This is a genomic window from Actomonas spartinae (assembly GCF_051209155.1).
Classification (GTDB): domain Bacteria; phylum Verrucomicrobiota; class Verrucomicrobiia; order Opitutales; family Opitutaceae; genus Actomonas.
Map to the genome: position 1 here is coordinate 371856 of NZ_JBPJGB010000004.1, position 24331 is coordinate 396186.

Below are 24331 nucleotides of genomic sequence, written 5' to 3' on the forward strand. Positions count from 1 at the left end.
GTCAGCGAATGAGCGAGTGGTAAAAGTCGATCAGTTTGCGAGCCGCAGCCGACCACGAAAAGGATTCGTTCATCCAATGCGCGCCCCGCTGGCCCATCGCTCGCAGTTGATCTGGTGGCAGCCGCAGGCATTCCTCCAGGCGCGATCGGAACGGAGCCCCCCAGGGCTCACTCCAGCCGGCGCCGCGCTCAGCGAGGTCAGACCAGGGCATTTGATCCGTGACCAATGCCGGCACGCCGTGAGCGAGCGCCTCGGCAACCACCATGCCGAAATTTTCGGAGTGGGTTGGCAGCAGAAAAAGCTCAGCCATCGCGTAGGGCGCCGGAGCGTGGGTGCCGTCGCGAACCGAAATCTGCGCGGCGGCGCCCCGTTCGCGAATACGTTGCTCAAGCTCCGCGACCGAATACTCCTCCGGAATCCCGACCAGGATCAAGGCCCAGTCGGGCGGTCCGATTTGCATCCAAAGGTCGATGAGTTCCAGGACGCGTTTTTTACGATGAAAGCGCGAATAGAACAGCGCCACTCGACGACCTTCCGTCGCGGGAACCGACCGTTCCCAGTGGCCGTGAGCGCGCGCCAGATCTTCGAGCGACGGAAGGGTGACGCCATTGGGCGCGATGCAGATCGGCTGGGGGTAACCGGCGGCTCGAATCGCCTCGGCCTCCGCCTCACTCGTCGCGTGCCAGCCAGAAGCGCTGGCCAAGGCGCCGGGATGAAAAAGCGCGGCGGCCAGACGCTTGCGCCCGCCGTGGTGGGCAAGCGCCCAAGGCATCAACATGCCGCGGGGCGATACGATCAGCGGGACCCGGTCGCGTCGCGCCTTTCGATGAGCGTAATGCAGGGTGCGATGCCACAGCCCGTGATGGTGAACGGCGTCGACGGCCGTGGCGTTGAGTGCCCGTCGCAGTCCCGATCCGCGTCCCGTGAGCATAGGCCAACCGCGGTCGAACACCTCGATTGGCGCTGGTTTGACTCCTGCGGCGTTGGTGCCGGTGGCATCATACCCGAGGGTGAAAACCCCGACCTCGACGCCGAGTGATTGTTGGGCGACTGCCAAGCTCGGCACCGATCGCGCGGGTCCGCCGAAGCGCGATTCGATACTCGTGATCGTGTGACAGACTCTCAAGCGAGTGGCGGTCGTGGTTTGATCGGGCGGCAGGGATTTCCCCAACAGCACATTTCCGCGGGCTGGTCTTTGGTGACAACCGACCGCGCACCGATAACGGCGAGCTCACCAATCGTCACGCCGGCGGCGAGATAACAATCGGTGCCGACCCAAGCATTGCGCCGAATCACGATGGGGGCGGTGACCAAGGGCATCTGCCATTGCGTCAGATCATGCCCACCCGCGCAGGCGTGAACATGGCGGCTCAGGTTTGCGCCGTCCTCAAGGATGACCGGCGCAAGGTTGTAAATGCGGCAGCCAGTCCCGATCAGCGAGGCCGCCCCGAGCGTAAGCTTCCATGGGTGATAGATATCAACGTCGGGCCATACGCAGGCCGGTGCATCCGGGCGGTCAGCGATGGTGGCGCCAAACAAACGCAGCCAGCCATTGCGCCACCAGTTCCACGAAACCGGGGACCACCGCCAAACCGTGCGGGATACCACCACCCACAACGCGCGCCGGATTTTTTCACGAGTCGACCACGGGGAAGGGCTATGTTGACCGAGGAGCTTCATGATGGCGCGGTAGCAGACCGGGCAGTGTGGGTTGGGGAATAACGGCTTTAGGCAGTTGAACTACTGCGGCGGCGCCGGTGGACGGGACTGAGGAGAGCGATGCGGGAACCACCGAAGAGACACGTGGCGAACAACAAACACACGGCCGGATTCTGCAGGGGAAACTCGACCAACGCCAAGCCGAGCACGAGCACGCACCCGACGCGAGCGAAGACCGCAACTTGATCGGAGTGCAGCCGGCGACGAACCCAAACCTGAGGGGTCAGGAACGATGCGAGTGCCAGCGCCAGGCCGAACAGGCCGGTCTCCGCGGCCGTCTGCAGCCAATCGGAGTGAGTGGCTTCGTAGACTTGCGCCTTGCCGTCGTCGCCGCGCGGCACGGTGGAGTATCGTTTGTGCACCAGGTAGAAACTCTGCAGTCCCCAACCGGCGATCGGTTTATCCGCGATCATGCGCAAGGTGTCGGAATAGACGATCTCGCGTCCTTTAAGGTAACGCTTGTCAGGAGGGGCCAGAACGAACTGTTCATGCGTAGCACGCAAGCGCTGCAGAATGACGCGCTCGGCTACAAAGAAGCCGGCGAAGAGCACCGCGGTCGTCAGGGTCACCAGTGACATGGAGGCTTGCCAGGTGAGTCGTTTTTGGCGGCGCAGGCGCCAGGCGAAATGCGCTGCGGCGAATAGCAGGAACATCACCGCCAGCGCGGTGCAGGAGCGCGAAGAGCTCACTGGAATGGCCACGAGGACCAACACCGCGCCGACGAAGGTGAGCATTCCGGGCGAGTGGGTGAAACCGCGTGGGGCTCTTTCCTCGAGGAACCAAAGGGAAAGGCCAACCAGCACCGCGGTGATCATCAAAGCATAGGCGCCCCAATGATTGTGATAAATGAAGGTGCCGAAGAACTGAGGGTTGGGGGAGTCGAAGAACCAGAGAATTCCCTCAGCGTTGCTCAGCTTCTGCAGCGTTCCGACGACGGCAATTAACATGGCATTCAGCCCGATGACCATGAACAACGTCTTGATCGGTTCGCGGCGTTCCAGGTTGAGGGCCAGATTGAACGCGGAGAGAAAGATCGCGAACATGAGCAGTAGCTCGTGGCGGGTTTCCGTCGGCACGGCTGAACTGGGCAGCCAGGCAATCGGTTCGGTGGGGCGGTAGACCAGTTGCTCGTAGAAATTGATAACGGTGAAACTGGGATTGAAGCTGCTCACCAAAACCCAGGTTGCCAAAAGAACCGCCGGCAGCGCCCACCACAAAGGCCACTGCAACGGGCGGCCGAGATTACGCCGGCGAACCACGCCCCAAATCGTAAGCGCACCTCCGCCCACCAATCCCCAAAGCACCATCGGCAGCCACAGTTGGTTGGTGGCGCCACCCAACACCCAGGCGACCACCACATGAAAGATCGCCAGTTGCCAAAACGTGAGACGTTCCAGCATTCCGATTTGGGGCGTTGGCGGGGAGTGGATTTCCGGGCTCAAGAAACAGAAACAGGAGAACGAGAGGTCATGCCCGGGAGCGCATGGCAGGTCAGACCAATTTGGCCAGCATCGTGGTGAGCGCGGCGCCGGCCACGTCGTAACTATAGGCCTGAATGTGCTCGGCGGTACGCCGGCGAATTTCGGCGCGACGAACCGCCAACGTGGCGTGAGCTTGGCGTAGCGTCTGAGTCAGCGCAGCGACGTCGCCGGCGCTAAACTGCCAGCCGGTTTGATCCGGGATAATCAGGTCGGCGGCACATCCGACATGGTCACTCACCAGGGCGGGGGTTCCACAGGCCATGGCCTCGTTCACGATCAAACCCCACGTTTCACCGGGGCCCTGACTTGGAAGCACAACACAGTCGGCTGCGCGCAGGGCTCCCGGCATTTCACTTTGATTGTGAAACGGCAGGACCTTGACTTGTCCCTGCGATTGAGCCGCCGCGGCCTCCAGCGCCGGCTTTATTGCACCATCGCCGAGAAAGCCCAGTTGCGCGTCGGTCAGTTCGGCGCGTCGGAACGCGTCGACGAGGAGGTCGGGTCGCTTCTTCGCCTCGAATTTCCCGACAAAGAGAAACAGCGGACGATTCGGGTCAAAGTTGTGATGTTCACGCCAGGCTGCGGCGTCCTCAGCCGTGGCCGCGGCAAAGCGGGCGTTGTCGATGCAATGAGGCACCGCAAAGAGTCGATTCGCGGGCACCCCGTGTGCCCGGTAGAACGCACGATTGGCGACACCGACGCAGGCAAAGGCGCGAAAGCGGTTGAACAGCAGCCGCAGCACCAGCGCCCGCATGTGACCGGGGCGCTGGCGTCCCAGCAAATGGGTGTCACCGCGCAGAATCAGCGGCGCGCCTTTCCAGCGCCAGGCGAGCTCCATGAGGGAGCGCCAGCCGTAGCCAAAAACCAGCACGGCATCGGGTGACCAGGCGCGCAGCCGGCTTGTCAGAGTGGGGTTGCGCAGACCGCTGAAGCGATGGGTGCCGGGGTCCTTAGCAACATTGGGAACAAACTCGCTTTCATAGCCTGCCAATATATCGATATCCCACTGCACCTTGCGTGCAAATTTGGGGTCGGTTTGCTCCATGATGCCGAAGTCCCAGAGGTAGAACACGCGCAGCGACAAGCCAGCTCGCTGCGTGAGGTGGGAAAACCAAGGCGCGTAATACTGCGTGGGATGCGACGAAACGATCGCGAGGCGCATGGTTTATCGACTCCGGGGAGGGGGGGGATCCGGATACGTCGGCTCATCCGAAGGCACATTCTGGGGGGCTTCGATATCGTGGCTGCCGATTGCCGCCGGTTCACCGGTCACCACGGTTCGGCGGTCAATGAGCAAATAGGACGCGACAGTGACAGCGAACAACAACTGGAAGGTGGAGGTAACGAAGACACTCGCGACCATTTCGAACGAAGTGCCGACTTGAACCGTGAAGGCTAGGATGAGGAAGGCTTGGAGGGTTTTCAGCGCGTAAACGCGGGAGGCTGCCTCAACGCGTCCAAGGAGATAACCCGAAACGATCCCCAGCAGCACCGCTCCCCAGATGGGACCAAAGTTCCCGTAGGCCTCTGCCAGCAAACCCCACGCAATGTAAGTTTTGAAGGTTTGCTCCAGCGTCTGACGGGCGAAATGCACATTAAGCAGTTCCTGCCCGGCGTGCGCGCGGGGCTTGTTGGGCCAAAAGAGGCGGGGGATCAGCAACTTGGGCACCATCGAATACGTTTCACCGCCCAATAACCTGAAGCCGCGATTTTGCACCGCATCGTCCACGAACATGAGAATAGACAGGTTGTTTACACGATCGGAGAGCTGCTGACCTTCCTTTTCACGCTCGCGTCGATGCTCTTCCGGGAAGAGGATCGCCTGATAACTGCGCGTGCTCCATTCTAGGAAACGATCGGGCAGGTCGTTCAGTGATTGCTGAGCTACATTCGTAGTCGGATCCCAGTAAGCTTCGCGCATCTCGAACTTCGTGAGATTGAAGAACGAACAAACCAACCCAAGCGCCACGATGAGTCGGACGGGTGGGCGCTGACGTCCGATCAGGCAGCCCAAGCATGTCGCACACATCAACCCCGTGGCGGATGAGAGCAGGAAACCGGAGATTAGGAGCGCGAACTGCAACCAAAACAGAATCCAGAACCCGACCCGTTGAGAAACATGCATGGTGCCGCTACTGACCGTAAATCCCCCCAGCAAGCCACCTCCCAAGGTGAGGGCCTTTGAGGCCATGTTGGTGACGGAGCTCACGCCGGTGGGCAGCGCTTGGAACAACCAATCCAGCGCTCCGGCCGACAACATGGATTCGTAGGTAATCGAACCGAGCAGCAGCGTGAAACTGAGGCGGACCACCTTGGACGAGTCACGGCCCTCGATCATCCGGAAATTCCAAGCTTCATGATGGCGCGTATCCGGACGGTTGATACCCACGGACCAGCCTACGGCGACCATCAATCCATAAACCAGGATTTCCGTGGCCGCACTTGATATTTGTGCCGGACTCGCCTCGCGGATCGCTTCGTTTTCCGACATGATCGGCAGCGCATAGACGATCACCAGTTGTAGTGACAGCACCAGGACGATGGGAATTCCGGGGCGGCGGCCTCGCATCCATACCAATGCGATCGCGAGTCCGCCGGTGATGATTTTCAGCAAGGCCATCGCATTGTGCCCGTGTTGGTAGAGTACCCAACATACGGTGAGAAAGACGAGGGTCAGAAGAACCGAACGCGATTGGATGGCATAGCGTTGAAATCCGCGGCCGATGTCCCCTCCGCTGAGGTTTGCGATGTTGGAGCCCGGCGGGGAGTGAGTGGGCGTCAGTTGCGGGCGCATGAATCGGAGAGAAAACGTGATAGCCGTCGGGCCATGTTGCGATCGGTGTAGTCCGCGAAGGCCTCCCAGTCGGTAAGGGGAGTGGTAGCGTAGCCGCCAGAGTCGATCCATCGATCACGCACGGAGGCCGCGATCGCGGAGACGGGAGTTTCCTGATCAAAGCCGATTGCGAAGCCACATTTGCAGTGGCGCAACACGTTATGCGCCGGACTGTGGGTGTGGAAGAGCGCCAGCAACGGTTTCTTCGCCAGAATGCACGGATACAATTTCGAGGCAGAGTAGGCCGGGTCGGTTGAACCTGGCACCACAATTGCGTGCGCATCGGTCAAACATCGCAAAGCTTCGCCGTAGGGTAGGCGTTGCGGGTGTTCGTGCACCCATTCACCGACGCCTTCGGCGTCTGCCAAAGGCTTCAGCGTGCATCGCGCCCGCGCCGGTGGGGCATAGTCGGTGCCGAGGAAATGCAGCCTTACGCGGCGCATGGTTTCCGACGTTTTGCGGGCTTCGCCCACCGCCCTGAACAGCCCGCGAGCGGACAAGGCCAAGTCGCGTCCTCCACGGCCAACATAGACCCAGTGAATCAGGCCATCGTTGGGATCAAAGTGGGACTGGCTGGGACCATGTTGCGCCAAGGCATCGAAATCCGCTGCCGCGCCGCCAAACGGGAGTTCCAGCCAAGGGGTGGACTCGAACCATGGGTATCGCTCCAGCAATTGAGTTCGATACGCCGGAGAAACCGTGGTGATTCCATCGACGTTCGCCAGCACGCGGGGTTCGGTGCGTCGGGCAATGGATTGCACCAATCTGAACTTCAGCCGGCCGCCCGGAGGCGTGATTTCAGGATGCTCGCGGTAGTAGGGGTTTACCCAAGGATCCTGGTAATCCATCGCGATGCAGAGTCGGGGATGTCGGCGACGCAGCTCTGGGATGAGGGCATGGACAGGAAACTGGGTGGAACTGAAGTAAACGGTAGTGCCCTGGCCGGAACCAACAATGCTCTCGGACAAGGCCCGGCGTATGGCTCCACGGCAGCGATACCCCAAGGTGCCGAGTCCGGGCACACGGCTCAAAGCCAGTCCCATCGCTTTCACCCGCCGAACCGGAATGTCCGGCGGCAGCGCCGCGGTGAGAAATGGATCCTGGGGCGCCGCCACCTGGTCGGGTTCGACCGCAATGACCAATGGATCCCAATCCGCTTCACGCAGGTAGGGTAGAGACAAACGCACTCGTTGATGGTCGGGCGCATTTGTCGGCGGGAAGTGCGGTGATACGATGATCAATCGATGCATGGTCGGTTCGCGTCTGGTGTCGGATGGAACATCACACAGTGGTCGGCCTACTCTTCGCCGCGCAGCATTGACTCATACAGCTCGAGGTAGCGATCGGCGCAAACTTCGAGGCCAAAACGCGACTCCGCATCATTTCTGCAGGCGGCCCGATCGAGTCGCGGTAGGTGTGGCGAAAGGTCCGCGGCTTGCGAAACATCGTCGAGTATCAACCCCGTGACGCCGTCGCGCACGATCTCTGGCACGGAGCCTCGTCGGGTGCTGATCACCGGGGTGCCGCAGGCCAGTGACTCGGCGAAGACGATGCCAAAAGGTTCGTCCCATTCAATCGGAACGACCATTGCCGCGGCCTGACCCAGCAGGGAGTTTTTCTGGGCGTCGTCGACCGGCCCGACGTATTCAATATCCGAAGAGTCGAGATGCGGGGCGACTTGCTCGCACCAATATTTCTCCCCCTCGGGGGATGTTACGCGATTGCCTGCGATCAGCAATCGCCGGCCAGATGCGCGGGCAATGGCAATTGCATTGTGCGTGCCTTTAATGCGCTCAATGCGACTTAAGAACACGAACGGCGCATCGGCAGCGACCGTGGGCTCGAACGTGAATTTTTCTGGGTCAATGAAGTTCGGGATGGCGCTCCATTCGCCGCGACTCCTGCGTCCTTGTGCGGCGATGTGTTCGCTGCAGCCGGTGAAATGCAACCGCCGTCCGTGCAGACGATCCGACCACGCAACCGTGCGTCCGGTCGGGGCTCTTTGGTAACTCATGATGCGAGGCACGGAACTGGGGAGTAGGGGCAGCAGCCACAGCAAACGGGAGAAACTGTGCACGACGTCGGGTTGGAATGCGCTGACGGCTTTCCGCAGTGCCAGACCATTCCTCCAATGGTCCACTGCTCGAGTGCTGGAAAGGGTCGGCCAAGGGAAAAAGGCATCGTTCGGCACGGTGGATTCGCGATGGGCGACGAGGGCCACTTGGTGGCCGCGGCGGCGGAATTCCTTCACCAGCGAAGCGATGATTCGTTCGATGCCACCATAAAGCCGGGGAGGAACCGGCAGTTCGGCATCGGCTGTGAGCAAGATACGCATCAGCTATGCAGCGAGAGCCCGAGCGGCGAGCGCGGCGTAGCGCTCGAGTTGACGGGATTGATCGAAGTCTTTGGCGGCGGCAAGCGCGGCGGAACGCGCATTTTCAAGTTGAGTCGCGTCGCTGATGAGACGGTTGATTGCGGTGGCCAGTGCAGACGGGTCATTGATTGGCACAACTAATCCGGCCTCGGGCACTTGCTCCAGAATCTCACGGTGACCGGTGGTGGCACTGGCGATGATGGCCAGGCCGGAGTGCAGATATTGGAACAGCTTGTTGGAAACGGTCAGGTCGTTGTTGCGCGAAGTGGATGGTTCGAGCGCAAGACCGACATCGAATCTGGCGGTGGACTCGGTCAATTCACCTGAGCTGACGGTGGGCAGAAACTCAACGCGATCGCGAAGGCCCTCGGGGAGAGTCGAAAGCAGGTGCTGACCATGGCGCTGAGGATCTTCCCCGCGAAGGTGCAGTGTCCAACCACCGGATACGTCCGGCAGGGCCGAAAACAGATTCTCCAGACCACGTCCGGGACCGATGGTCTGGGAAAACCAGTGCAGGCGCGCCGGTCCTGTTTCGCGAGGTGACGTCACGCGGGGTTCGGAGCTGATCGTGTTGTAGATCACCGATGGAGCTGAACCACCATAGGCGCGTTGCATGGCGTTCGCGACCGCGTGGGAGGGCGCGGTCAGATAGACGCACGTTCGCAAGGCGGCGGCCTCCAATTCTTCCAGCCACGCGACGGGACGATGGCGACGTTTGTCTGCGGGAAGGTCCTGCGAGAACCAATCCTCAAAATCCACCCCGACCCGGTGGCCCTCCGCCCGCAGTTTGTTGATGGCCCAGAGCGATCCTTCGGCATGAGCAATCGTGAGATCCGCGCGCTCTTTTCGCGCGTGGCGAAGGAGCGCGGGCACGCCGTAGCCCAACAGTGGGGAAAACTTCGCGCGGGTGCGAAGAAACAGTTCGCGCGCCGCACGGCACTGCAGTCGATAGAACCACCACCGGAGAGCTCGCATCCCGGAGCCCGGCCGATGATCGGCGAAGGGGCGGAAGCACCAGGAGCGATTCTGCATCAACGCGCTATCGCGTTCGATCAGGTGCGGATCCCACCATTGCCCATTCACCGTCACGTCATGACCGGCCGCCGCGAGCGCGTCTGCCTCCTTCCGCGCTCGGGGTGCGGTGCAAAGATGGCGGGCAATGTAGATGGCAACGCGGGCCATGGGCGAATAAACTAGGCGACGGCCGCGGGATGGCGCCATCGATCCGTCAGCCGCTGGATTCGGCGCGCGATCCTCCACCCGGTGAATTTGGCCAGTTTCTTGAAGCGGGGTGGGCCGGATGGGGGCAGATCGCTGCCGCCGAGTTTTTCAATTTGCCGCTCCATTTCGCGGCACAGGTCGGGGTGCTCCGGGTAGTAGGTATAAATGAAGCCCTGCAAAATATTGGCCGCGGACCGCCGACTCGCCGCATCGTCGCGGCGCGCAAGCAAAGAATGGGTTCCCTGTTGCAGCGCGTTGAAGGCGGATTCAACGGCGGTGCGAGAGCGGCGGCCGGAGAGACTGCCATGGATGCCAGATCGATAGAGCAGGGTGGCCTCGGGGCAGAAAAGCACTTGCTCCGCGTTGGCGAGCACCCGGGAGAAAAATTCAAAATCGTCAATCAGGGTCAGCTCTTCGTTCCATGGACCGACGGTCTCCCACAGAGCGCGGGGAAGCAGAAAGATTCCTGGTTGCATCATCGGTTCGCCGTGGTGCCAAGCCTCCACCAACCAATCGGTCCCGGCCATGTCTCGCCACACCGACTCAGGGTTGAGTTGTAGCGTTTCCGGTCGGGAACCTTGGAATCGCCCCCACTGCGCGCTGGCCACCCTGTCGGTTGATGCGCCCAGTCGCTTCACTTGGCTGGCGATCATTTCCGGTGACATAAGATCATCGGCATCGAAGAATTTGATGAAGTCCCCGGTGGCGGCCGCCGCAGCCCGGTTGCGAGCACGGGTGGCACTGCCGAGTGTTTCCGGGAGGACCTTGACGCCGCGTGCCGCGTAAGGTGCCAGCACGGCATCGCTGTCGTCGGTGGAGCCGTCGTTGACAACGATGATCTCCAGATTGGGCCAGGTCTGTGCGAGAACAGAGTCCAACGCCGCGCCAACATAGGCGGCGGCATTGTAGCAAGGGATACAGACGGTGACTTTTGGTGAGTTACTCACCTGTTGAAGAGTAGCACGACGATACCTCGTTCAAGTAATGGCCAGACGCCATGCAGTCTGAAAATACCACGGTTTGCTGTCGGCCACGTAGTGCTGCATCACGCCCACCCGATTTAAAGTCTGCGATCGGGTGGGGTAGGTGATGTAGTCAGTCGCCGGCAACACTTCGGCGCCTTTGCGGGCGGCAAGCATGGCGACGAGAGCCTGCTCTAGGTAATAGCTTGTGCCTTCGCGCGCGAACAGCTCTCGGCACCAATGTTCAAGCTCCGGCCAATCGAGATCCTCACTGCGCAAACCGCATAAGCCGACATTCAGTTGCCGGGGAGGCTCCTCTCCACAAAGTTCGCGCAATAGCGGCCGGGAATAGCCGTAGTTCTCTTCGTAATCGGTCATCAACAGAGGGAGCGGATTATCGCTATCAATCCAGTCTAGTAAGGCATCGGGACGAGCGAAGAATAACATGTCTGAGTCTAGCACCAACTTCCGACCCTTCGTCGCCAAGTGGATGTCCGTAAGCTTACGGATGTTAATATAATCGTCCCAGCGTTGGTGCAATACCGGGAATCTTTTCGGGGGCAGCTGTTGCGCCAAAGTGCGGGTAATGTCGGACTTGCGGACAGTAGATCCCGCGGGGAACAGCCTTCGGAGCTCGGACTCGTTGGAGGAGCTGAGCGTGCCATCATCGACTAATTGGAGAGTAATCCGTCGCTGGGAGCAGTGCGAAAAGGTCCATGCGCAAAACGCGGTCTGATACCAAAATTTTCCGCCAGTGAGAAACCAGAGTTCAACTGGTGCCGCCTTCGGATCAACCTTTGGCGCGGGCAGGGTAAAAACTGCCGCCGCCATACTTTGCTGCCATGCCGGGAGTCGGAAGTAAGCCTGAGGTCCCCATCGCAAGAGCCGCAACAGCTCTCTCTGGGGTCTGCGGTAAAGCACGGATTTTACCGCGCTCAGGCGCAAACGCCAAGACGCTACGGTGGGGATAGAGCCGGAATTTTTCATACGAATATAACGGATCGCGTCGGGCTCAGTCTCGGTAAGAATTTGTTGGAGTTAGTCGACAAGGCGTAATCGAAAATTCGATCACTGCGGTGTCCGGCCGAGCATTTTGACATCGTCGTTAACTAGAGATTCGAGGGCGGAGGGATTGAAGTCCTCCTGGGCGTATCGTTGCGATTGCTGTGCGGCCTGAGTCCATTGAGCCGGTTCCCGTAGGCGAGCCAACAGCTCGGCCACGTTTTCCCTCGTAGACACGGTGGCGTAGAGCCGCCAGTCGCGGGATTCGCACCACCGACCAATAGTGCTTTTCGCCGGTGCCAGCACCATTCCCGGCAGTCCGATTTGGACGAGTTGGGTGAATTTGCTGGGGAAGCAGCCGACGCTCCACGGCATGTCCTCCACCTTGTCCGGAAATGCCACCAGAAACGCTGAGGCTTCATCGCGCAGGCATTCCGCTAACTCGACGGTGCCTTTCACAGTGCCGCGGTAGAGGACGACTCCCGGAAACTCTTTCTCCAAGCTGTGGGCGTTGTCCGTCTGGTGGGTGAAAATGTGCAGTCGACCTCCGGTTGCTTCGAGCTCGTGGGCCACAACGCGAATGGGCGCCAGCACCTCGTTGTAGAGGGAGCCTGCGTATCCAATAACTGGATGGGCCGAAAATTCCGGCCGCCAGGCCGGGGGGGCAGCCTGCGGGATCCGTTGCGGCAGGGGGTAGACCGTCCTGAACTTTTCGCGCAGAGCAGGTTCATCGTAGATCAATTCCGGCGTCACGGTCCAGACGCGCCGAAGGTTGCGGGAGTGCAGGGCGCGAAGGTTTTGACGTCGCAGTCGTGCGGCTCCGGCGGGGTTGCAGTAATGGTGCAGAAGCTCGCCGCGGTCATGGTAGAAATAGAACAGCGGACAGTTACAGCGATCACTGAGCCAGGCCGCGTAACCCACGAGATACTCCGAGACAAGCAACCCAATGATGGCGTGCGGAGGTCGCATCTTCAACCGGGGCCTGACCTCGCGGTCCAGCAAGAGCCAGCGCATCCGGCGAAACGGTTCCGCCGGACGATAAGGTGGATAATACCAGCGGCGCGGAGGGATCGGGATCAGCTCCCAGGTCGCCGGTACTTGGGCGGGGTCAATTCGGTTTTCCGGGCAGACGACACCGATATCGAAGCCAGCCAGTTCCAAGGCGAGCAAGTGGCGGAAAAGGACTACCGAGCTGGCCTGGGTGTCGACGGGCGGAATCTCCGAAACCAGAACAACAAGCGGTCTTGGTGACTGCATGGACTTAGCCGCGCAGAACGTCTCGAATCGCTGGCGGAATCAGCGACTTCAGTTTTCGGAAGATCGTGCGGAAAGGGTGACTGCGGCGATACGCCTTCTGGCGGGTTGCTTGATCCTCCCGCCGCATTTTGCAGTAGGTGGACTCGATTCCTCTTCGTTCGGCGTAACCGTTGGCCAGGACCTGCCGGGAATAGGTTTCGAGAAGGGGGCCCAAGGCTCGTTGGTCATGCACTCCGTTTCGCGTCGCCACGCGGGTGATTTGATCCGGCTTGGCAGGAGAGAAGCCGCTAAAATGAAACATGATCAGGGGAACCTCCGCGTTTGCTGTTCGAATCACGGGGGGATTCCCCGGCAGTAGTGTGCGTTCGTGCAGGTTCCAGAATGCGACATTCACGCCCGGGTGGCGGAGGATATGCGTGCCCTCAAAATACAGCGGAACGTAGTTGAACCAAAGTTGATCCACGAAGAATCCCTGCAGGAGGTCGATGCGGCAGTGCTCCTGCATCCGCTCTTCCCACCATCGCAACAGTTGCGAAGCCGTGTCGCCTCGACACAATCCCAGGTAGCCGAGATTGTAGATGCCGTGGTTAAGGGCCAAGTTTTCGCCCGGCATCTTCCCGTCCAATGGAATCGGCGTGAGGTGGTGCGGCGTGAGCAACACAGCCGCTTCTCGAAGGCCTTGCTCCAAGACTGTGGGATTGGAATATAGGCAGGTGTCGGGATCGAGGTAGTGAAGTTGTTCCACCTCTGGGTGATGCTCGAAGAGTGTTCGGCAGAACGCCGGTTTCAACGCGGTGCAAAGCTCTATGACGTTGTAGCGCAGCGCCAGAGGCTCGAGATTTGGAAGCCCGAGATCCTTTGCCGGCAGAAGCCGAAGGTTGTCAGGCAGGCTCCGCACTTGATCGGGATCCGGTGTATCGACCAAGCCGACATAAAACGTCCAATCCGGCGCATGTCGGGCTACAGACTCAGCCAAAACTGCGGCCTGAGGAAGGTAGCTGTTGGTGCAGACGGTGAAAGCGGCGATCATGGGTGAGAGCGAAGAGCGCAGGCGGGACGCTGTGCCCGCACCACGACCTGCAACCAGCGCATGTCCGAAATCTGACCGAGCGCGAGGAGGTTGAAGACGTGAAAGAGGCGGCGGGTGTAACGGGTGGTTACGCCGCCGATTTGCTGTACCTCGAAACCGTTTTCTTCAAACAGCGCGCGGAAGGATTTGAAGGTGAAGATGCGCAGGTGCGTTTTGTCCATAATACCAGATTTTTTATAAGTGGCCTGGCCGTGCACAATTAGCTCCCAAAGGTTGTTAAATTGGCGAAAATTGGGAACCGAGGAGAGGATGCTCCCGCCCGGTTTCAACAGGGTGCCGGCGTAGTTGAGGGCATCTTCGGGGATCGCCATGTGCTCGAGCACGTCATTGAAGCAGATCAGGTCGAAGGTGGCTTGGGGGAGCTCCAACTCGCGGGAGAACAGATCGACCATAACCCGATCTAGTCTGCTTTGCGCCAAACGGGCCGCCCGTTCATCCGGCTCGACCCCCCAGACTTGGCAAGCTTGTTGTTCCTTGAGCAGTTGACCGAAGCGACCGCCGCCGCAGCCCACATCAAGAACGTGTTCAAATTGCGCGGGCAGGAACGGGAAAAGTTCGCGGCGTTCGTTTTCAAAATAGTCCTGCTCCTTATGTTCGTATCCTTTAAGCGGCGTGTCGTTCATGGTGGTGAGTTGAGGAACAAGTCTGGCGGCTACCCGGGCGCTCCGGTCCAAGTTGAGTCGACGCGGACAATACCAAAACCACGTGACGGTGTATGCTCGTTGCCGGAGGTGTCGACCGCGCCGAAATAGTTGACGGCGAAGGCCTCCTGCAAGGTGCCTCCGTCGCGAGAGTAGCAGCCGACATCAAGCGAATAGGTGTCTCGAAAAAGATGCGGGCAGGTGAAGGAAACGCGGACGCGATTGAGTCCGGGCTTGAGTTCCAAGAGCTCACCGCGGGACGCGGAGTCCAGCGCAAATACCCGGACTCCGTCGGAATTATTGAAGGCAATGGTCAGCCGGATGAAGCTCAATTGGTCCGGGGACACGACGCTCAGTTCCAGTTCCTGCGTTGCGCCCGTCTCCAATCGAGACTCATCGGCCGCCAGCATGCGCGCGCCACTGATTGTCAGTCGCTGGGTGGCGCCAGGTTGATTCAGCTCAATGTTGGCTGCACGCTGCAGCTCAAGGTAGGTCGCAAGAGCCTCGCGAATAGGCCGTTTCCCGGCCGATTGTCCGGCGTTCAAAACCACTCCGTGAGTGCAGAGCTTTTGCACGGTTTGCAGGTTGTGGCTGACGAACAAAACTGAACGGTCGGTGGAGCGAACAATGTCACGAATCTTGTTCAGGCACTTCTTTTGAAACACGGCGTCACCCACCGCCAGGACTTCGTCGATGATCAGAATTTCCGGTTCAAGATGGGCCGCCACGGCAAAAGCCAGGCGCACATACATTCCGCTCGAGTAGCGTTTTACTGGCGTGTCGAGGAAACGCTCCACTTCCGCGAACGACACGATCTCGTCAAATTTCCGCTGAATTTCCAACTTGCCCATGCCGAGTATGGCGCCGTTGAGAAAGATGTTTTCTCGGCCGCTTAACTCGGGATGAAACCCGGTTCCTACCTCAAGCAGCGAGGCAATCCGGCCGTTGAGTGTAATCCGACCCAAGGTGGGGTCGGTGATGCGTGAAAGCACTTTGAGCAAGGTGGATTTACCTGCGCCATTGCGTCCAATGATGCCGACCACTTCCCCTCGGTTAACTTCGAAATTCACCCCACGTAAAGCCCAGAAGTCCTCCTTCGCCGTCTTGCCCCCGCGCCACGATTTCCAGAGTCCGCGGACGCCGGCAGACAAAGCGTCACGAAGCGTGTCGGATGGCCTTTGGTGAGCGATCACGTATCGCTTACTTAGATTTTCGACGATGATGGCGGAATGGGCAGGCATCTAGGAACGAAGCGCAAGTGGGGGCGCCGAAACCGGGCGAACGTCAAATGATGTCCGCAAAGCTCTTTTCGGTTTTACGAAAATACCAAAGCCCCAGCAAATTGAGGAAAACGATGACCATCAGTCCGTTTACCAGACTCATGGCGTCGAGCGATTGGTTGCCGTTCAAAAGGCACCAGCGAAATCCTCCGATGATTCCAGTCATCGGATTAAAGCTCAGCAGTGGTTGCCAAGTCGGGAAATAGTCGGTCCGGAACCCGACTGGTGAGAGAAACAACCCAATCTGCACGAGGAACGGAACGATGAAGCGAAAGTCCCGGAATTTGACCGTTAGTGCCGTAAGCCACAATCCGGCTCCGAATGCTGTGGCCAAAGCCAAAGCAACAAAAACAGGCAGCGCCAACCAATGCCACGACGGGTAAATTCCGAACCAAGCCCCTACGACTACAAACAATCCCAACACGATACAGAAGTCGATCAGGGCGACCCCGAGAGTCGACAACGGCACGATTATGCGGGGGAAGTAGATTTTCGAAATCAAGTTCGAGTTGGATACCAGACTTCCACTGGAGCCCGTCAGCGCTGCGGAGAACAATTGCCATGCGATCAGGCCCGAAAGCACGAGAATGGGGTAGGGCACGCCGCCGGAGGGCATGCCCGCCAAGCGCCCAAAGACCAGGGTGAAAATTGCGGTAGTGATGGCGGGTTGAATGAGGGCCCACGCAGCTCCCAATACGGCTTGTTTGTAGCGGACTTTGATGTCGCGCCACGCGAGGAAGCCGAGCAGCTCACGGTAGCGCCACAAGTCTTTCCAGTAGTGGCGCTCGGATCGGCCGGCCTCGATGACAATGGTTGCGGTTGGGTCGGGGGAGCTCACGCGGAATTCAAAACGAGTTTGCGCCAGCGTTCGGCGAACGCGGCGTAGGAGAAATGTTGCGCGCGCGCTTTGATGCGAGCGGGGTTCCAAATCGTGGTCAGTGCTCTGATCGTGGCGTTCGCCAATTCAGCAACGTCCCCGTATGGCACGGCGATACCTGAGTGTTCGTCAATCACCTCCGGGGCACCGCCAGCCTGCGCGACGATGCAGGGGCGACCTGAGGCCATGGCTTCGAGATAAACCAGACCGAACCCTTCCTTGGCGCTGGGCAATGCAAAGACCCGACACTCCTGGATATCCTCCTGTAAACGTGTGTCGTCGACCGCACCCAGAAACGAGATGCTGGCCGAAGCTTCGTTTAGCCGGGCAAGCGATTCCAGCCGCGCCCGATCGGCTCCATCGCCGACGATTCGCAAAGTAGCGTCCGGGATGGCGCGGCGAATGGCCGGCATGGCCTCAATGAGGTGGTCGATGCCTTTGGTCACGTCGTGCGCCGCCATGCGCGACACCGCGAGTATCGTGGGCGATTGGTTGGGCTCGTTGTTCTGCTCAAGCAACGTGGCGGCGAACTGCGGGTCGAGGGCGTTGGGGAGGACGATGATCTTGGCGCCGATTTTCGGGTAGCGAGAGCCGACGTAGTCCTTGGTATACCGACTGACGCTGAAGACGTGACGCGCTCCTTGCAGTGCCATCTGCAGGGACCACGAAAGCGGCTTCCATACCTCGACGCCGTGCAGCAGGATTTCGTAGCTCAACGAGCGCCCCAGCTTGCGGGCGATCCAGAGGAGAGGTGAGAGGTAGACCTGAGTGCAAACCACGTGTGCTCCAGGGGTCTGCGTGGCTCGCCAAACCGCTTTCCAGCACGCCCACTTGGAGCGATTGCACAGGTGGAGTCGGGCGTGGGTCGCGGCATACCTGGCCAATTCGTTCGCAGGAGCCTCCGCGTCGTTCAACACGATCAGGTCCAAGGGCACCGGATCGGATAGCTCGCTGACAACCTGCAGGTAGTGTCGCGACACCCGGGAGATTCCGCCTTGGTGCCGAAAGATCTCCGGTGCCAGCACAACCCAACGACTCGGGTGAAACTGCCTGGTCTCCAACGACGGCTTCGCCCGGTCACTTCCCGGCGGGGTGACAGAATCAAACGATGTGGTGGAGCGGACCATGCGTCAGACCCGTGGCGTATAGGGGGAAATCCCCTAGACGATAGAGCCGGATTGTTGAAACGTTCGGACCCGATGCGCGAACCTTAAGAAAGACTTTTTGCACAAATACTTAACCTGATTTCCTCCGCCTTCGCCTCGCCGACCAGTTGTTGGATGAGGTTCAACCCAAAGGTGAGGGCCGTGCCTGCGCCGCGCGACGTGGTGATCCGCCCGTCCACCACGACGTCCTTCTCGGCAATAATGGCCGTCAACTCCGTCTCGGTGCTGGGGTGGGCGGTGTAGCGCCGACCTCCCAGCAGTCCACAGTCGTGCAGCACGAGCGGAGCCGCGCAGATGGCCGCGATCCGGCGATCGGCGGCGACTTGACGGCCGACGAGATCGCGCACCTCCGGTGAAGCTCGCAGCCGGCACACGCCCGGGCCGCCCGGCAAAAAGAGCAGGTCGAAGGTGCGCTCCGGCGGCACGGCACCGAGGATCATGTCTGCAACAACCGTGATGCCGCTGCGACCGGTTACCTTGGCATGCGAGCCGAGCGCAGCCGTTTTTACGCTCAGCCCGGCCCGGCGCCAAAGGTCGATCGGGGTGATCGCTTCAATCTCTTCAAAACCCTCTGGCAAAATGGTGAGAACGGTGGCCATGGTGCGGATCAGCTAAGCCATGTCGCCTGATCTTGCCGATGGTTTTTTCGCCGCGAAACGTTTTCTAGTCTGCGGACCGGGCTACGTGGGCGGCGCCGTGGTGCAAGCTTTGCTTAAGCTTGGCGCCAGTGTGGATGTGCTCACGCGATCCGAGGCTCGATTGCGCGCGTTTGAGGCGATGGGAGGGCGCGGATGGGCAGCGGATATCGCCGGGCGCGACTGGCACGGCCAGATTTCGACCGACTACGACGGCATTCTATTTTCCATTAGTTCCGGTGGCGGCGGGGTGGAGGGTTACCGGCACAGCTACGAAGCCGGGATGGCCTCGCTACGAGCATGGGCGTTCACTCGAGCCGTCACCGCGCATTTGGTCTACACCAGCAGCACCTCCGTTTACGATGCGGATGGAGGCGCGGTGGTGGATGAGTCCATGGCGACGGTGGCCACGGACGAGCGGACGGAGGTTTTGCGGGCGGCGGAAGCGATGGTGGCGGACTGGCCAGCGGCATCGACCGTGCTGCGCCTGGCGGGAATCTACGGACCGGGGCGACACTACCTGTTGGATCAACTTCGCGACGGCGCCGCCGTGGTCGCGGGCCGCGGCGATTTCCACCTCAATCTCGTGCATCTCGACGACATCGTGCAGGCCGTGCTGCTAACGTGGCGCTTTCGGGCGAATGCGGCCGGCAAGGTGTTTAATGTCGCTGATGATGGACGAGCTTTGAAAGCAGAGGTGGTGACCTTTCTCGCTCAGCAACTCGGATGCGCGATGCCGGAGTTCAGCGGTGTAAGCGCCCCCGGCAGACGGGCGCAGACCCCAGACCGAGTCATCTCCAATTGGAAACTGAAAGCCGAGTTGGGGTGGCGCCCGGCATTCCCCACTTTCAGGGACGGCTATGCCCGGATTCTAAATGATTGAGAAGTCGCCCACCACCGTGCAGGCCGCCGGCGATCACGTGCGGCTTGAGATTCTGGATGTTCTGCGCGGTCTCGCGGCCACGGCTGTCTGCGTGTATCATTTTCGTCGAGACAATGGTTTGGCACCCGAGATCGTAAACGAGGCGTTCAAAATGGGTTACCTGGGCGTCTACGCTTTTTTCGTCGTCTCCGGGTTCGCTATTCCGCTGTCCCTTCAACGCGTGGCGTTTACCGGACGCAATTTGCTTCGGTTCGGTCAGCGGCGGTTTTTTCGGCTCTATCCGACCTATTTGGTGACAACCTTGGGCGTGGTGGCATTGTGGTATTTATCGGCGATGGCACCTGGTTTCAAAGGCACCGAACCGACGTTTTCCTGGGGAGTGATTTGGGCGAACCTGACGCTGACCGCCGACGTGTTTGACGAGCCTTGGCTCAACCTCGTGGCGTGGACCCTTGCATTGGAAGCCCAGTATTATCTCGCGGTCGCGTTGTCGATGCCGCTCCTGATCCACCGAAAGGTAGTGTGGCGCATGGTCGTTTTGGTGCTGTGGTTTGTCGCGCCGTTGCTTTCTCGTTCGCCAGATTTTCTGCTGAGTCAGGGCGTGATCTTTGGCTTCGGGCTCGCGTGGTATGCCCGCTTTCACGCATTGATTTCTCAACGCGGGTTCAGTTCATTCGTTTTGCTCGGCCTTTTGGTCCAGTCTACACTCGGTTGGCTACAAACGAGTGGTTCGGTTGAATTCTGGCACACATTACCGGTCCTTTCGGCGGCGACAGCGCTTCTCACGTTGGTGATTCTGATGTGGGTCCCAGGTGATCGAAAATGGGCGCGACCGATCGTGTGGGTGGGGAATGTTTCATTTTCACTCTACCTCGTGCACACCGCGATCGGTGGACGGGTGATGAATCTTGCAGAACGATTCGCTCATAAAAGTTGGCACTACGCCTTGGCAATGATTCTGGCGATGGGCCTTTCGACCTTGATTGCTTGGTTTTGTTACCGATGGTTGGAGATTCCGTCCCATCGATATGCCCGGACATTTAACCTCTCGAAGCGCGTTGAGTCTCAACCGTCGGGAGCGCGTCGAGGTGTGGATGAGTGAGCGGCGGTGGTCGCTTTGAATTGAGACTTGGCGAGCATCCCCGAACCAGGGTCGTTTCTTCGACCGGTCGTCTCACGACGGACGAATTCTGGAGGTTCGCGGTGTTGAATTCTTGCGAGGCGAGACCCAATGCTCGACTTGAGGCTTGAAGAACGCTGCGCGATCCCGAGGCATAGCGGTTCACTTTGACTTAACCTTCAACTTTCAACCCAAACCCCTCTCCAAACATGGCCGGTGTCGGTAAACTTCTCAAACAAGCCCAGAAAATGCAGCGTCAGGTCGAGGCCACCCAGGCCGCGCTTGAAGCCAAGGAACTCGACGTCACCAGTGGTGGCGGTGCCGTGAAGATCAAGATCAATGGCATGGGCAAGTTCCTCGCGCTGGAAATCGACCCGGAGTTGCTGAAGGAAGAAGCCTCGCTGGTGAATGAGACGGTGCTCGCCGCGGTGCAGGATGCGGCGGCGCAGGCCAAGACCTACAACGAGGAGCAGATGCAGGCGGCGACCGCCGGCTTCCAGATGCCCGGGTTCATGTAAGGATTTTCGATTTTGGAGTCTCGATTTTGGATTGGGGCGGTTTGCCGCCGGCGTGAAGAATCGAAAATCCGAAATCAGAATTCGAAAATCCCATGACTCCCGCGCTCGAGAACCTGCAGCAGTTGCTGAAGAAGCTGCCCGGTTTGGGCTACCGTTCCGCCGAGCGGGTGGCCTTGCACCTGCTGTTGGAAAAACCCGAGCGTTTACCGGAATTGGTGGAAGCATTGCAGGCGGCGGCCGGCGCGGTTCGACGCTGCGAGCGTTGCGGCAACCTCGCCGAGAGCGAGTGCTGCGAGGTTTGTGCCGACGATTCGCGTGACCACGGCGTTCTTTGTGTGGTCGAGCAGGTGCCTGACCTCATCGCGCTGGAGCGCAGTGGCGCCTATCGCGGTGGCTACCATGTGTTGCACGGCAAACTGTCCCCAATTCATGGGGTCGGCCCGGAGCAGTTGAACATCGCCGGGTTGAGACAACGCATGGAGGCGGGTGAAGTCCGGGAGCTCATTCTCGCCTTGTCCAACGACGTCGAAGGCGAGGCGACCTGTCATTACCTCACCGACGAATTAATCCCGGAAGATCGTGAAATCGCGGTCAGCCGCATCGGTTTTGGCCTGCCCAGTGGGGGCGGCGTTTTGTATGCGGATTCGGTTACGTTAAAGAGCGCGCTGGAAGGTCGACGTTCCTACTCCTGAGCGTGAGTTCGGGATTGCGGGCGCACTGTCAGGCACTACAAGTTCGCCTCAGCTTCACGTGCATTGCGCCGGTAGTTCATCGGTAGAATGCGAGCTTCCCAAGCTTGAGAGGAGGGTTCGATTCCCTCTCGGCGCACCACGCGGCACGTGAAATGGCTCAGCGGGATGACACCGCGGCGTGGTGGTGATCGGCGACGAACTGTTCCATTTCGGCGATGGCCTGCGCTGGCCCGTCCTCGGCGCGCAGTTGTTCGGCCAGCGATTCCGCGCGAGCGCGTCGATTGGGATCTGCCAGCAATTTGTCCAGCGCATGGTGCAGGTTCTCCGGCCACCAGGTTTTGCCGAGGCGCTGGCCGACCCCGAGGCGTTCCATTTCCAGGCCGAAGAAGGTCTGGTCGCCGATGTGAGGCACGACGAGCTGCGGTTTGCCGGCGTGCAAGACACTCGCAGTCGTGCCGGCGCCGCCATGGTGGATGATGGCGCTGGCGTGGCGGAAGAGTTGGTCGTGCGACACTTTGCCGATGACCTTGATATGCGACTCATCACCGAGTCGCGGGAACTGCGCCCAGCCGCGTTGCACGATGATTTTTCGGTCCGCCGGCCAATGTCGCACGAAGCGTTCCATGAACGCGCCGGCATGTTCGTAAACCATGCTGCCAAAGGTCAGGATGGGCACGGGCTCCCCGCCGGTGAACGCGCGAATTTCCGCGTCGAGCGCCGGATCTTCGGGCGCCTGCCAACGGCAATAGCCCGTGAACCGAAACCGTGGGTCGATCTTTGCGCCGGCAGGGCGGAAGAGCGCGTCCGGCAGGGTGACGAGCACGCGATCCGCCGGCTTGGAAAAGAAGTTACGCACTTTGGGCAGACCGGCCGCGCGCAGCGACGGTGCGACGGTGCGGTTGATGACACGATCGACAATCGCGTTGGCCGATTTCCACAACCAGGCGTTCCAGGCGCGTCGCAGTCGGCGGCCGAGCCAGTGGGGGGACGGAATGTTCTCCGGGGGGTAATCGGGCGACGGAATCACGTGGGGCGCAAAAGCGAGCGTGGCGAAGGGCACCCCGTGTCGATCGGCGATGCCTTTGTTCATCGGGAACAGGTAGGATGAAACGAGCAGGTCAGTGTCTCCCATCGCCGCATCCATGCGCCGAATCATCTCCGGAATGTATTTGTGGGCGCCGACGTAGAGCTCGCGCAACTGGTAGATGGGGGTGCGGATCTTCTGCAGGCGTCCCATCCAATAACTGAGGTCTGCCTGTTCCCAGTCCGGGCAGAGTGGGAGGAAGGTGATGCCGGCCGCTTCCACGTCGGTTTGGTAGTGGGGAATCGTCGCGAAGCGAACGTGATGCCCCGCATGCTGCAAAGCGACCGCCAGCGCGATGACCGGGTAGATGTCTCCCGTCGATCCGTGTGAGGTAAGGATGACCCGCATGGGCCACGGTTGGCGGAAGCGAACGGCCGGCGCGAGTCGGGCGTCGTTACTTTTTGGTTACGTGCCGAGTTTTGCGAGGATCCGCTGCAGTTCCATTGCCGGGTCTTCGTGATCCTGCGCGATGGCCAATTCGAGTGCCGCTTGGAGGACGGGACGCGCGGCCGCAGTGTCACCGGTTTGGAGGAGCAGTTTGCCGAGTTGGATACGGGGCATCATCCAATCCGCTTTGGCGTCGGCGCAGGCGCGGTAGTGCGGAATGGCGTCGGCCGGGCTGTCACCGGACTCGATCGCCTGCGCGAGGCTGAAGCGGAACATCACGTTGTGTGGCTGCTGCGCCACGAGCGTTTGAAAGCGGGCAATGCGGTCGGCGGCGGACATGCACGGGAAGCTGGGCCGCGACGCGCCGAGGAGTCAATCGACGACCAGCAGCACGGCGGTGGCGTTGTCGGGCGCGCCGCGCTCGTGCACGAGCTCAATCAGCCCAGCCAGTCGTTCGGCGAGAGCGGCCTCGCCGCCGAGTAGCTCCGGGAGTTCTGCGTCGGGGATCACCCGGGAAATTCCGTCGGAGGCGAGCAACACGAGGTCGCCGGGGCGCAGGGTTTGCTCGGCAACATCGATTTCGGGATCGTCGGGTTGGCCAATGCAGCGGGTGAGCGCGCCGAGTTGGTAGTCGTCGTAACCGGCTGGGGTGGACGCCCCCGATCGAGCCAGGTCGTTGGCGAGGGAATGATCCGTCGTCAGGAGCTGGGTGGCGCCGTCGCGAATCAGGTAACAACGCGAATCGCCCACGTGCGCGAGGTGCAGTTGGTCGCCGCGAACGACGGTGCAAATGAGCGTTGTGCCCATGCCCAGTTGCGGGCTCACGCGCTGGGCGAGTTTTACGACCCGGCGATTGGCCGCGTGAATGAGGGGAATCAGGTCGCTCGACTCGTTCACCTCCGCGACCGCGGGGGTTTGTTCGTCGAGCGCTTCGATGCAGGCTTGGGCGGCTGCCGCTCCACCGGGGAGGCCGCCGATGCCGTCGGCGACAGCGTAGAATCCAACGTCATCCCGGCGGAGAAAGCGGTCTTCGTTTTGGCGGCGAACCCGCCCGATATCAGTGATGGCGGCGGTGCGCAGGGTGATGGAGGGCTTGTCCGACACGGAGG

Annotated in this window: 24 protein-coding genes and 1 tRNA gene; 5 read left to right on the plus strand and 20 right to left on the minus strand. The window is 60.4% G+C overall.

Features of this window, described 5'->3' with window-relative positions:
- Window position 1: 1 nt before the first annotated feature.
- The 17 genes from AC0MRV_RS18380 to AC0MRV_RS18460 all read right to left on the minus strand — a co-directional run bounded on the left by AC0MRV_RS18380 (window position 2) and on the right by AC0MRV_RS18460 (window position 18502).
- Window positions 2-1177, minus strand: a complete 1176-nt coding sequence (locus AC0MRV_RS18380; RefSeq protein WP_472765973.1) for a glycosyltransferase — start codon at window positions 1175-1177, stop codon at window positions 2-4.
- Window positions 1123-1680 (minus strand): LbetaH domain-containing protein, encoded by a 558-nt coding sequence (locus AC0MRV_RS18385; protein WP_472765974.1) that lies wholly within the window; start codon window positions 1678-1680, stop codon window positions 1123-1125. Before AC0MRV_RS18385 ends, AC0MRV_RS18380 begins: the two co-directional genes overlap by 55 nt.
- A 47-nt stretch (window positions 1681-1727) precedes the next feature.
- On the minus strand, window positions 1728-3119 hold the full coding sequence (locus AC0MRV_RS18390; protein ID WP_472765975.1) for an O-antigen ligase family protein: 1392 nt from the start codon (window positions 3117-3119) through the stop codon (window positions 1728-1730).
- A gap of 91 nt (window positions 3120-3210) precedes the next feature.
- A complete protein-coding gene (locus AC0MRV_RS18395) occupies window positions 3211-4362 on the minus strand; it encodes a glycosyltransferase family 4 protein (RefSeq protein ID WP_472765976.1) in 1152 nt (383 codons plus the stop codon).
- Between the two features lie 3 nt (window positions 4363-4365).
- Window positions 4366-5994, minus strand: a complete 1629-nt coding sequence (locus AC0MRV_RS18400; protein WP_472765977.1) for a hypothetical protein — start codon at window positions 5992-5994, stop codon at window positions 4366-4368.
- Window positions 5979-7283, minus strand: coding sequence for a glycosyltransferase family protein (locus AC0MRV_RS18405; RefSeq protein ID WP_472765978.1), 1305 nt, complete (start codon window positions 7281-7283; stop codon window positions 5979-5981). The genes AC0MRV_RS18400 and AC0MRV_RS18405 overlap by 16 nt, the downstream gene beginning before the upstream one ends.
- 47 nt (window positions 7284-7330) lie before the next feature.
- Complete coding sequence (locus AC0MRV_RS18410) at window positions 7331-8368, minus strand: glycosyltransferase (RefSeq protein WP_472765979.1); 1038 nt, start codon at window positions 8366-8368, stop codon at window positions 7331-7333.
- Window positions 8369-8371: 3 nt separating this feature from the next.
- Window positions 8372-9628: a glycosyltransferase gene (locus AC0MRV_RS18415; protein ID WP_472765980.1), complete on the minus strand. Its 1257-nt coding sequence runs from the start codon at window positions 9626-9628 to the stop codon at window positions 8372-8374.
- Window positions 9601-10575 carry a glycosyltransferase family 2 protein gene (locus AC0MRV_RS18420; protein ID WP_472765981.1) on the minus strand — a complete coding sequence of 325 codons (975 nt, stop codon included), beginning with the start codon at window positions 10573-10575 and terminating at the stop codon, window positions 9601-9603. Before AC0MRV_RS18420 ends, AC0MRV_RS18415 begins: the two co-directional genes overlap by 28 nt.
- A 30-nt stretch (window positions 10576-10605) precedes the next feature.
- Window positions 10606-11037, minus strand: a complete 432-nt coding sequence (locus AC0MRV_RS18425) for a hypothetical protein (protein WP_472765982.1) — start codon at window positions 11035-11037, stop codon at window positions 10606-10608.
- A 621-nt stretch (window positions 11038-11658) separates the two neighbouring features.
- Window positions 11659-12762 (minus strand): hypothetical protein, encoded by a 1104-nt coding sequence (locus AC0MRV_RS18430; RefSeq protein WP_472765983.1) that lies wholly within the window; start codon window positions 12760-12762, stop codon window positions 11659-11661.
- A 91-nt stretch (window positions 12763-12853) separates the two neighbouring features.
- Window positions 12854-13879, minus strand: a complete 1026-nt coding sequence (locus tag AC0MRV_RS18435) for a hypothetical protein (protein ID WP_472765984.1) — start codon at window positions 13877-13879, stop codon at window positions 12854-12856.
- Window positions 13876-14562, minus strand: a complete 687-nt coding sequence (locus AC0MRV_RS18440) for a class I SAM-dependent methyltransferase (RefSeq protein ID WP_472765985.1) — start codon at window positions 14560-14562, stop codon at window positions 13876-13878. The genes AC0MRV_RS18435 and AC0MRV_RS18440 overlap by 4 nt, the downstream gene beginning before the upstream one ends.
- A gap of 29 nt (window positions 14563-14591) precedes the next feature.
- Window positions 14592-15821, minus strand: coding sequence for an ABC transporter ATP-binding protein (locus tag AC0MRV_RS18445; protein WP_472765986.1), 1230 nt, complete (start codon window positions 15819-15821; stop codon window positions 14592-14594).
- A gap of 43 nt (window positions 15822-15864) precedes the next feature.
- Complete coding sequence (locus tag AC0MRV_RS18450; RefSeq protein ID WP_472765987.1) at window positions 15865-16698, minus strand: ABC transporter permease; 834 nt, start codon at window positions 16696-16698, stop codon at window positions 15865-15867.
- Window positions 16695-17453 carry a glycosyltransferase family 4 protein gene (locus tag AC0MRV_RS18455; RefSeq protein WP_472765988.1) on the minus strand — a complete coding sequence of 253 codons (759 nt, stop codon included), beginning with the start codon at window positions 17451-17453 and terminating at the stop codon, window positions 16695-16697. The genes AC0MRV_RS18450 and AC0MRV_RS18455 overlap by 4 nt, the downstream gene beginning before the upstream one ends.
- A 494-nt stretch (window positions 17454-17947) precedes the next feature.
- Window positions 17948-18502, minus strand: a complete 555-nt coding sequence (locus AC0MRV_RS18460) for a DJ-1 family glyoxalase III (protein ID WP_472765989.1) — start codon at window positions 18500-18502, stop codon at window positions 17948-17950.
- A gap of 19 nt (window positions 18503-18521) precedes the next feature.
- Between AC0MRV_RS18460 and AC0MRV_RS18465 the strand changes: the two genes are divergently transcribed.
- The 5 genes from AC0MRV_RS18465 (at window position 18522) to AC0MRV_RS18485 (ending at window position 21890) form a co-directional block, all read left to right on the plus strand.
- The gene (locus AC0MRV_RS18465) at window positions 18522-19421 is read left to right on the plus strand and encodes an NAD-dependent epimerase/dehydratase family protein (protein ID WP_472765990.1); all 900 of its coding nucleotides are present in this window, start codon (window positions 18522-18524) and stop codon (window positions 19419-19421) included.
- Window positions 19414-20523, plus strand: a complete 1110-nt coding sequence (locus tag AC0MRV_RS18470; RefSeq protein WP_472765991.1) for an acyltransferase family protein — start codon at window positions 19414-19416, stop codon at window positions 20521-20523. The genes AC0MRV_RS18465 and AC0MRV_RS18470 overlap by 8 nt, the downstream gene beginning before the upstream one ends.
- A 227-nt stretch (window positions 20524-20750) precedes the next feature.
- Window positions 20751-21059: a YbaB/EbfC family nucleoid-associated protein gene (locus tag AC0MRV_RS18475; RefSeq protein WP_472765992.1), complete on the plus strand. Its 309-nt coding sequence runs from the start codon at window positions 20751-20753 to the stop codon at window positions 21057-21059.
- 92 nt (window positions 21060-21151) lie between these two features.
- Window positions 21152-21751 (plus strand): recombination mediator RecR, encoded by a 600-nt coding sequence (recR, locus tag AC0MRV_RS18480; RefSeq protein ID WP_472765993.1) that lies wholly within the window; start codon window positions 21152-21154, stop codon window positions 21749-21751.
- Window positions 21752-21816: 65 nt separating this feature from the next.
- Window positions 21817-21890, plus strand: a tRNA-Gly gene (locus tag AC0MRV_RS18485).
- A gap of 18 nt (window positions 21891-21908) precedes the next feature.
- Here the strand turns inward: AC0MRV_RS18485 and AC0MRV_RS18490 are convergent.
- The 3 genes from AC0MRV_RS18490 to AC0MRV_RS18500 are packed head-to-tail and all read right to left on the minus strand — an operon-like array spanning window position 21909 to window position 24326.
- Entirely contained in the window at window positions 21909-23183 is a 1275-nt protein-coding gene (locus tag AC0MRV_RS18490; RefSeq protein ID WP_472765994.1) for a glycosyltransferase, read from the minus strand.
- Between the two features lie 57 nt (window positions 23184-23240).
- On the minus strand, window positions 23241-23561 hold the full coding sequence (locus AC0MRV_RS18495; protein WP_472765995.1) for a tetratricopeptide repeat protein: 321 nt from the start codon (window positions 23559-23561) through the stop codon (window positions 23241-23243).
- Between the two features lie 33 nt (window positions 23562-23594).
- Window positions 23595-24326, minus strand: a complete 732-nt coding sequence (locus AC0MRV_RS18500) for a PP2C family protein-serine/threonine phosphatase (RefSeq protein ID WP_472765996.1) — start codon at window positions 24324-24326, stop codon at window positions 23595-23597.
- Window positions 24327-24331: the final 5 nt, after the last annotated feature.

What these genes read in the sequence shown, in the direction of transcription:
- AC0MRV_RS18385 (WP_472765974.1), bottom strand. Translation starts at nt 1,680, where the DNA reads ATGAAGCTCCTCGGTCAACATAGCCCTTCCCCGTGGTCGACTCGTGAA.
- AC0MRV_RS18390 (WP_472765975.1), bottom strand. Translation starts at nt 3,119, where the DNA reads ATGCTGGAACGTCTCACGTTTTGGCAACTGGCGATCTTTCATGTGGTG.
- AC0MRV_RS18395 (WP_472765976.1), bottom strand. Translation starts at nt 4,362, where the DNA reads ATGCGCCTCGCGATCGTTTCGTCGCATCCCACGCAGTATTACGCGCCT.
- AC0MRV_RS18400 (WP_472765977.1), bottom strand. Translation starts at nt 5,994, where the DNA reads ATGCGCCCGCAACTGACGCCCACTCACTCCCCGCCGGGCTCCAACATC.
- AC0MRV_RS18405 (WP_472765978.1), bottom strand. Translation starts at nt 7,283, where the DNA reads ATGCATCGATTGATCATCGTATCACCGCACTTCCCGCCGACAAATGCG.
- AC0MRV_RS18410 (WP_472765979.1), bottom strand. Translation starts at nt 8,368, where the DNA reads ATGCGTATCTTGCTCACAGCCGATGCCGAACTGCCGGTTCCTCCCCGG.
- AC0MRV_RS18415 (WP_472765980.1), bottom strand. Translation starts at nt 9,628, where the DNA reads ATGGCGCCATCCCGCGGCCGTCGCCTAGTTTATTCGCCCATGGCCCGC.
- AC0MRV_RS18425 (WP_472765982.1), bottom strand. Translation starts at nt 11,037, where the DNA reads ATGTTATTCTTCGCTCGTCCCGATGCCTTACTAGACTGGATTGATAGC.
- AC0MRV_RS18435 (WP_472765984.1), bottom strand. Translation starts at nt 13,879, where the DNA reads ATGATCGCCGCTTTCACCGTCTGCACCAACAGCTACCTTCCTCAGGCC.
- AC0MRV_RS18440 (WP_472765985.1), bottom strand. Translation starts at nt 14,562, where the DNA reads ATGAACGACACGCCGCTTAAAGGATACGAACATAAGGAGCAGGACTAT.
- AC0MRV_RS18445 (WP_472765986.1), bottom strand. Translation starts at nt 15,821, where the DNA reads ATGCCTGCCCATTCCGCCATCATCGTCGAAAATCTAAGTAAGCGATAC.
- AC0MRV_RS18460 (WP_472765989.1), bottom strand. Translation starts at nt 18,502, where the DNA reads ATGGCCACCGTTCTCACCATTTTGCCAGAGGGTTTTGAAGAGATTGAA.
- AC0MRV_RS18465 (WP_472765990.1), top strand. Translation starts at nt 18,522, where the DNA reads ATGTCGCCTGATCTTGCCGATGGTTTTTTCGCCGCGAAACGTTTTCTA.
- AC0MRV_RS18470 (WP_472765991.1), top strand. Translation starts at nt 19,414, where the DNA reads ATGATTGAGAAGTCGCCCACCACCGTGCAGGCCGCCGGCGATCACGTG.
- AC0MRV_RS18475 (WP_472765992.1), top strand. Translation starts at nt 20,751, where the DNA reads ATGGCCGGTGTCGGTAAACTTCTCAAACAAGCCCAGAAAATGCAGCGT.
- recR (WP_472765993.1), top strand. Translation starts at nt 21,152, where the DNA reads ATGACTCCCGCGCTCGAGAACCTGCAGCAGTTGCTGAAGAAGCTGCCC.
- AC0MRV_RS18490 (WP_472765994.1), bottom strand. Translation starts at nt 23,183, where the DNA reads ATGCGGGTCATCCTTACCTCACACGGATCGACGGGAGACATCTACCCG.
- AC0MRV_RS18495 (WP_472765995.1), bottom strand. Translation starts at nt 23,561, where the DNA reads ATGTCCGCCGCCGACCGCATTGCCCGCTTTCAAACGCTCGTGGCGCAG.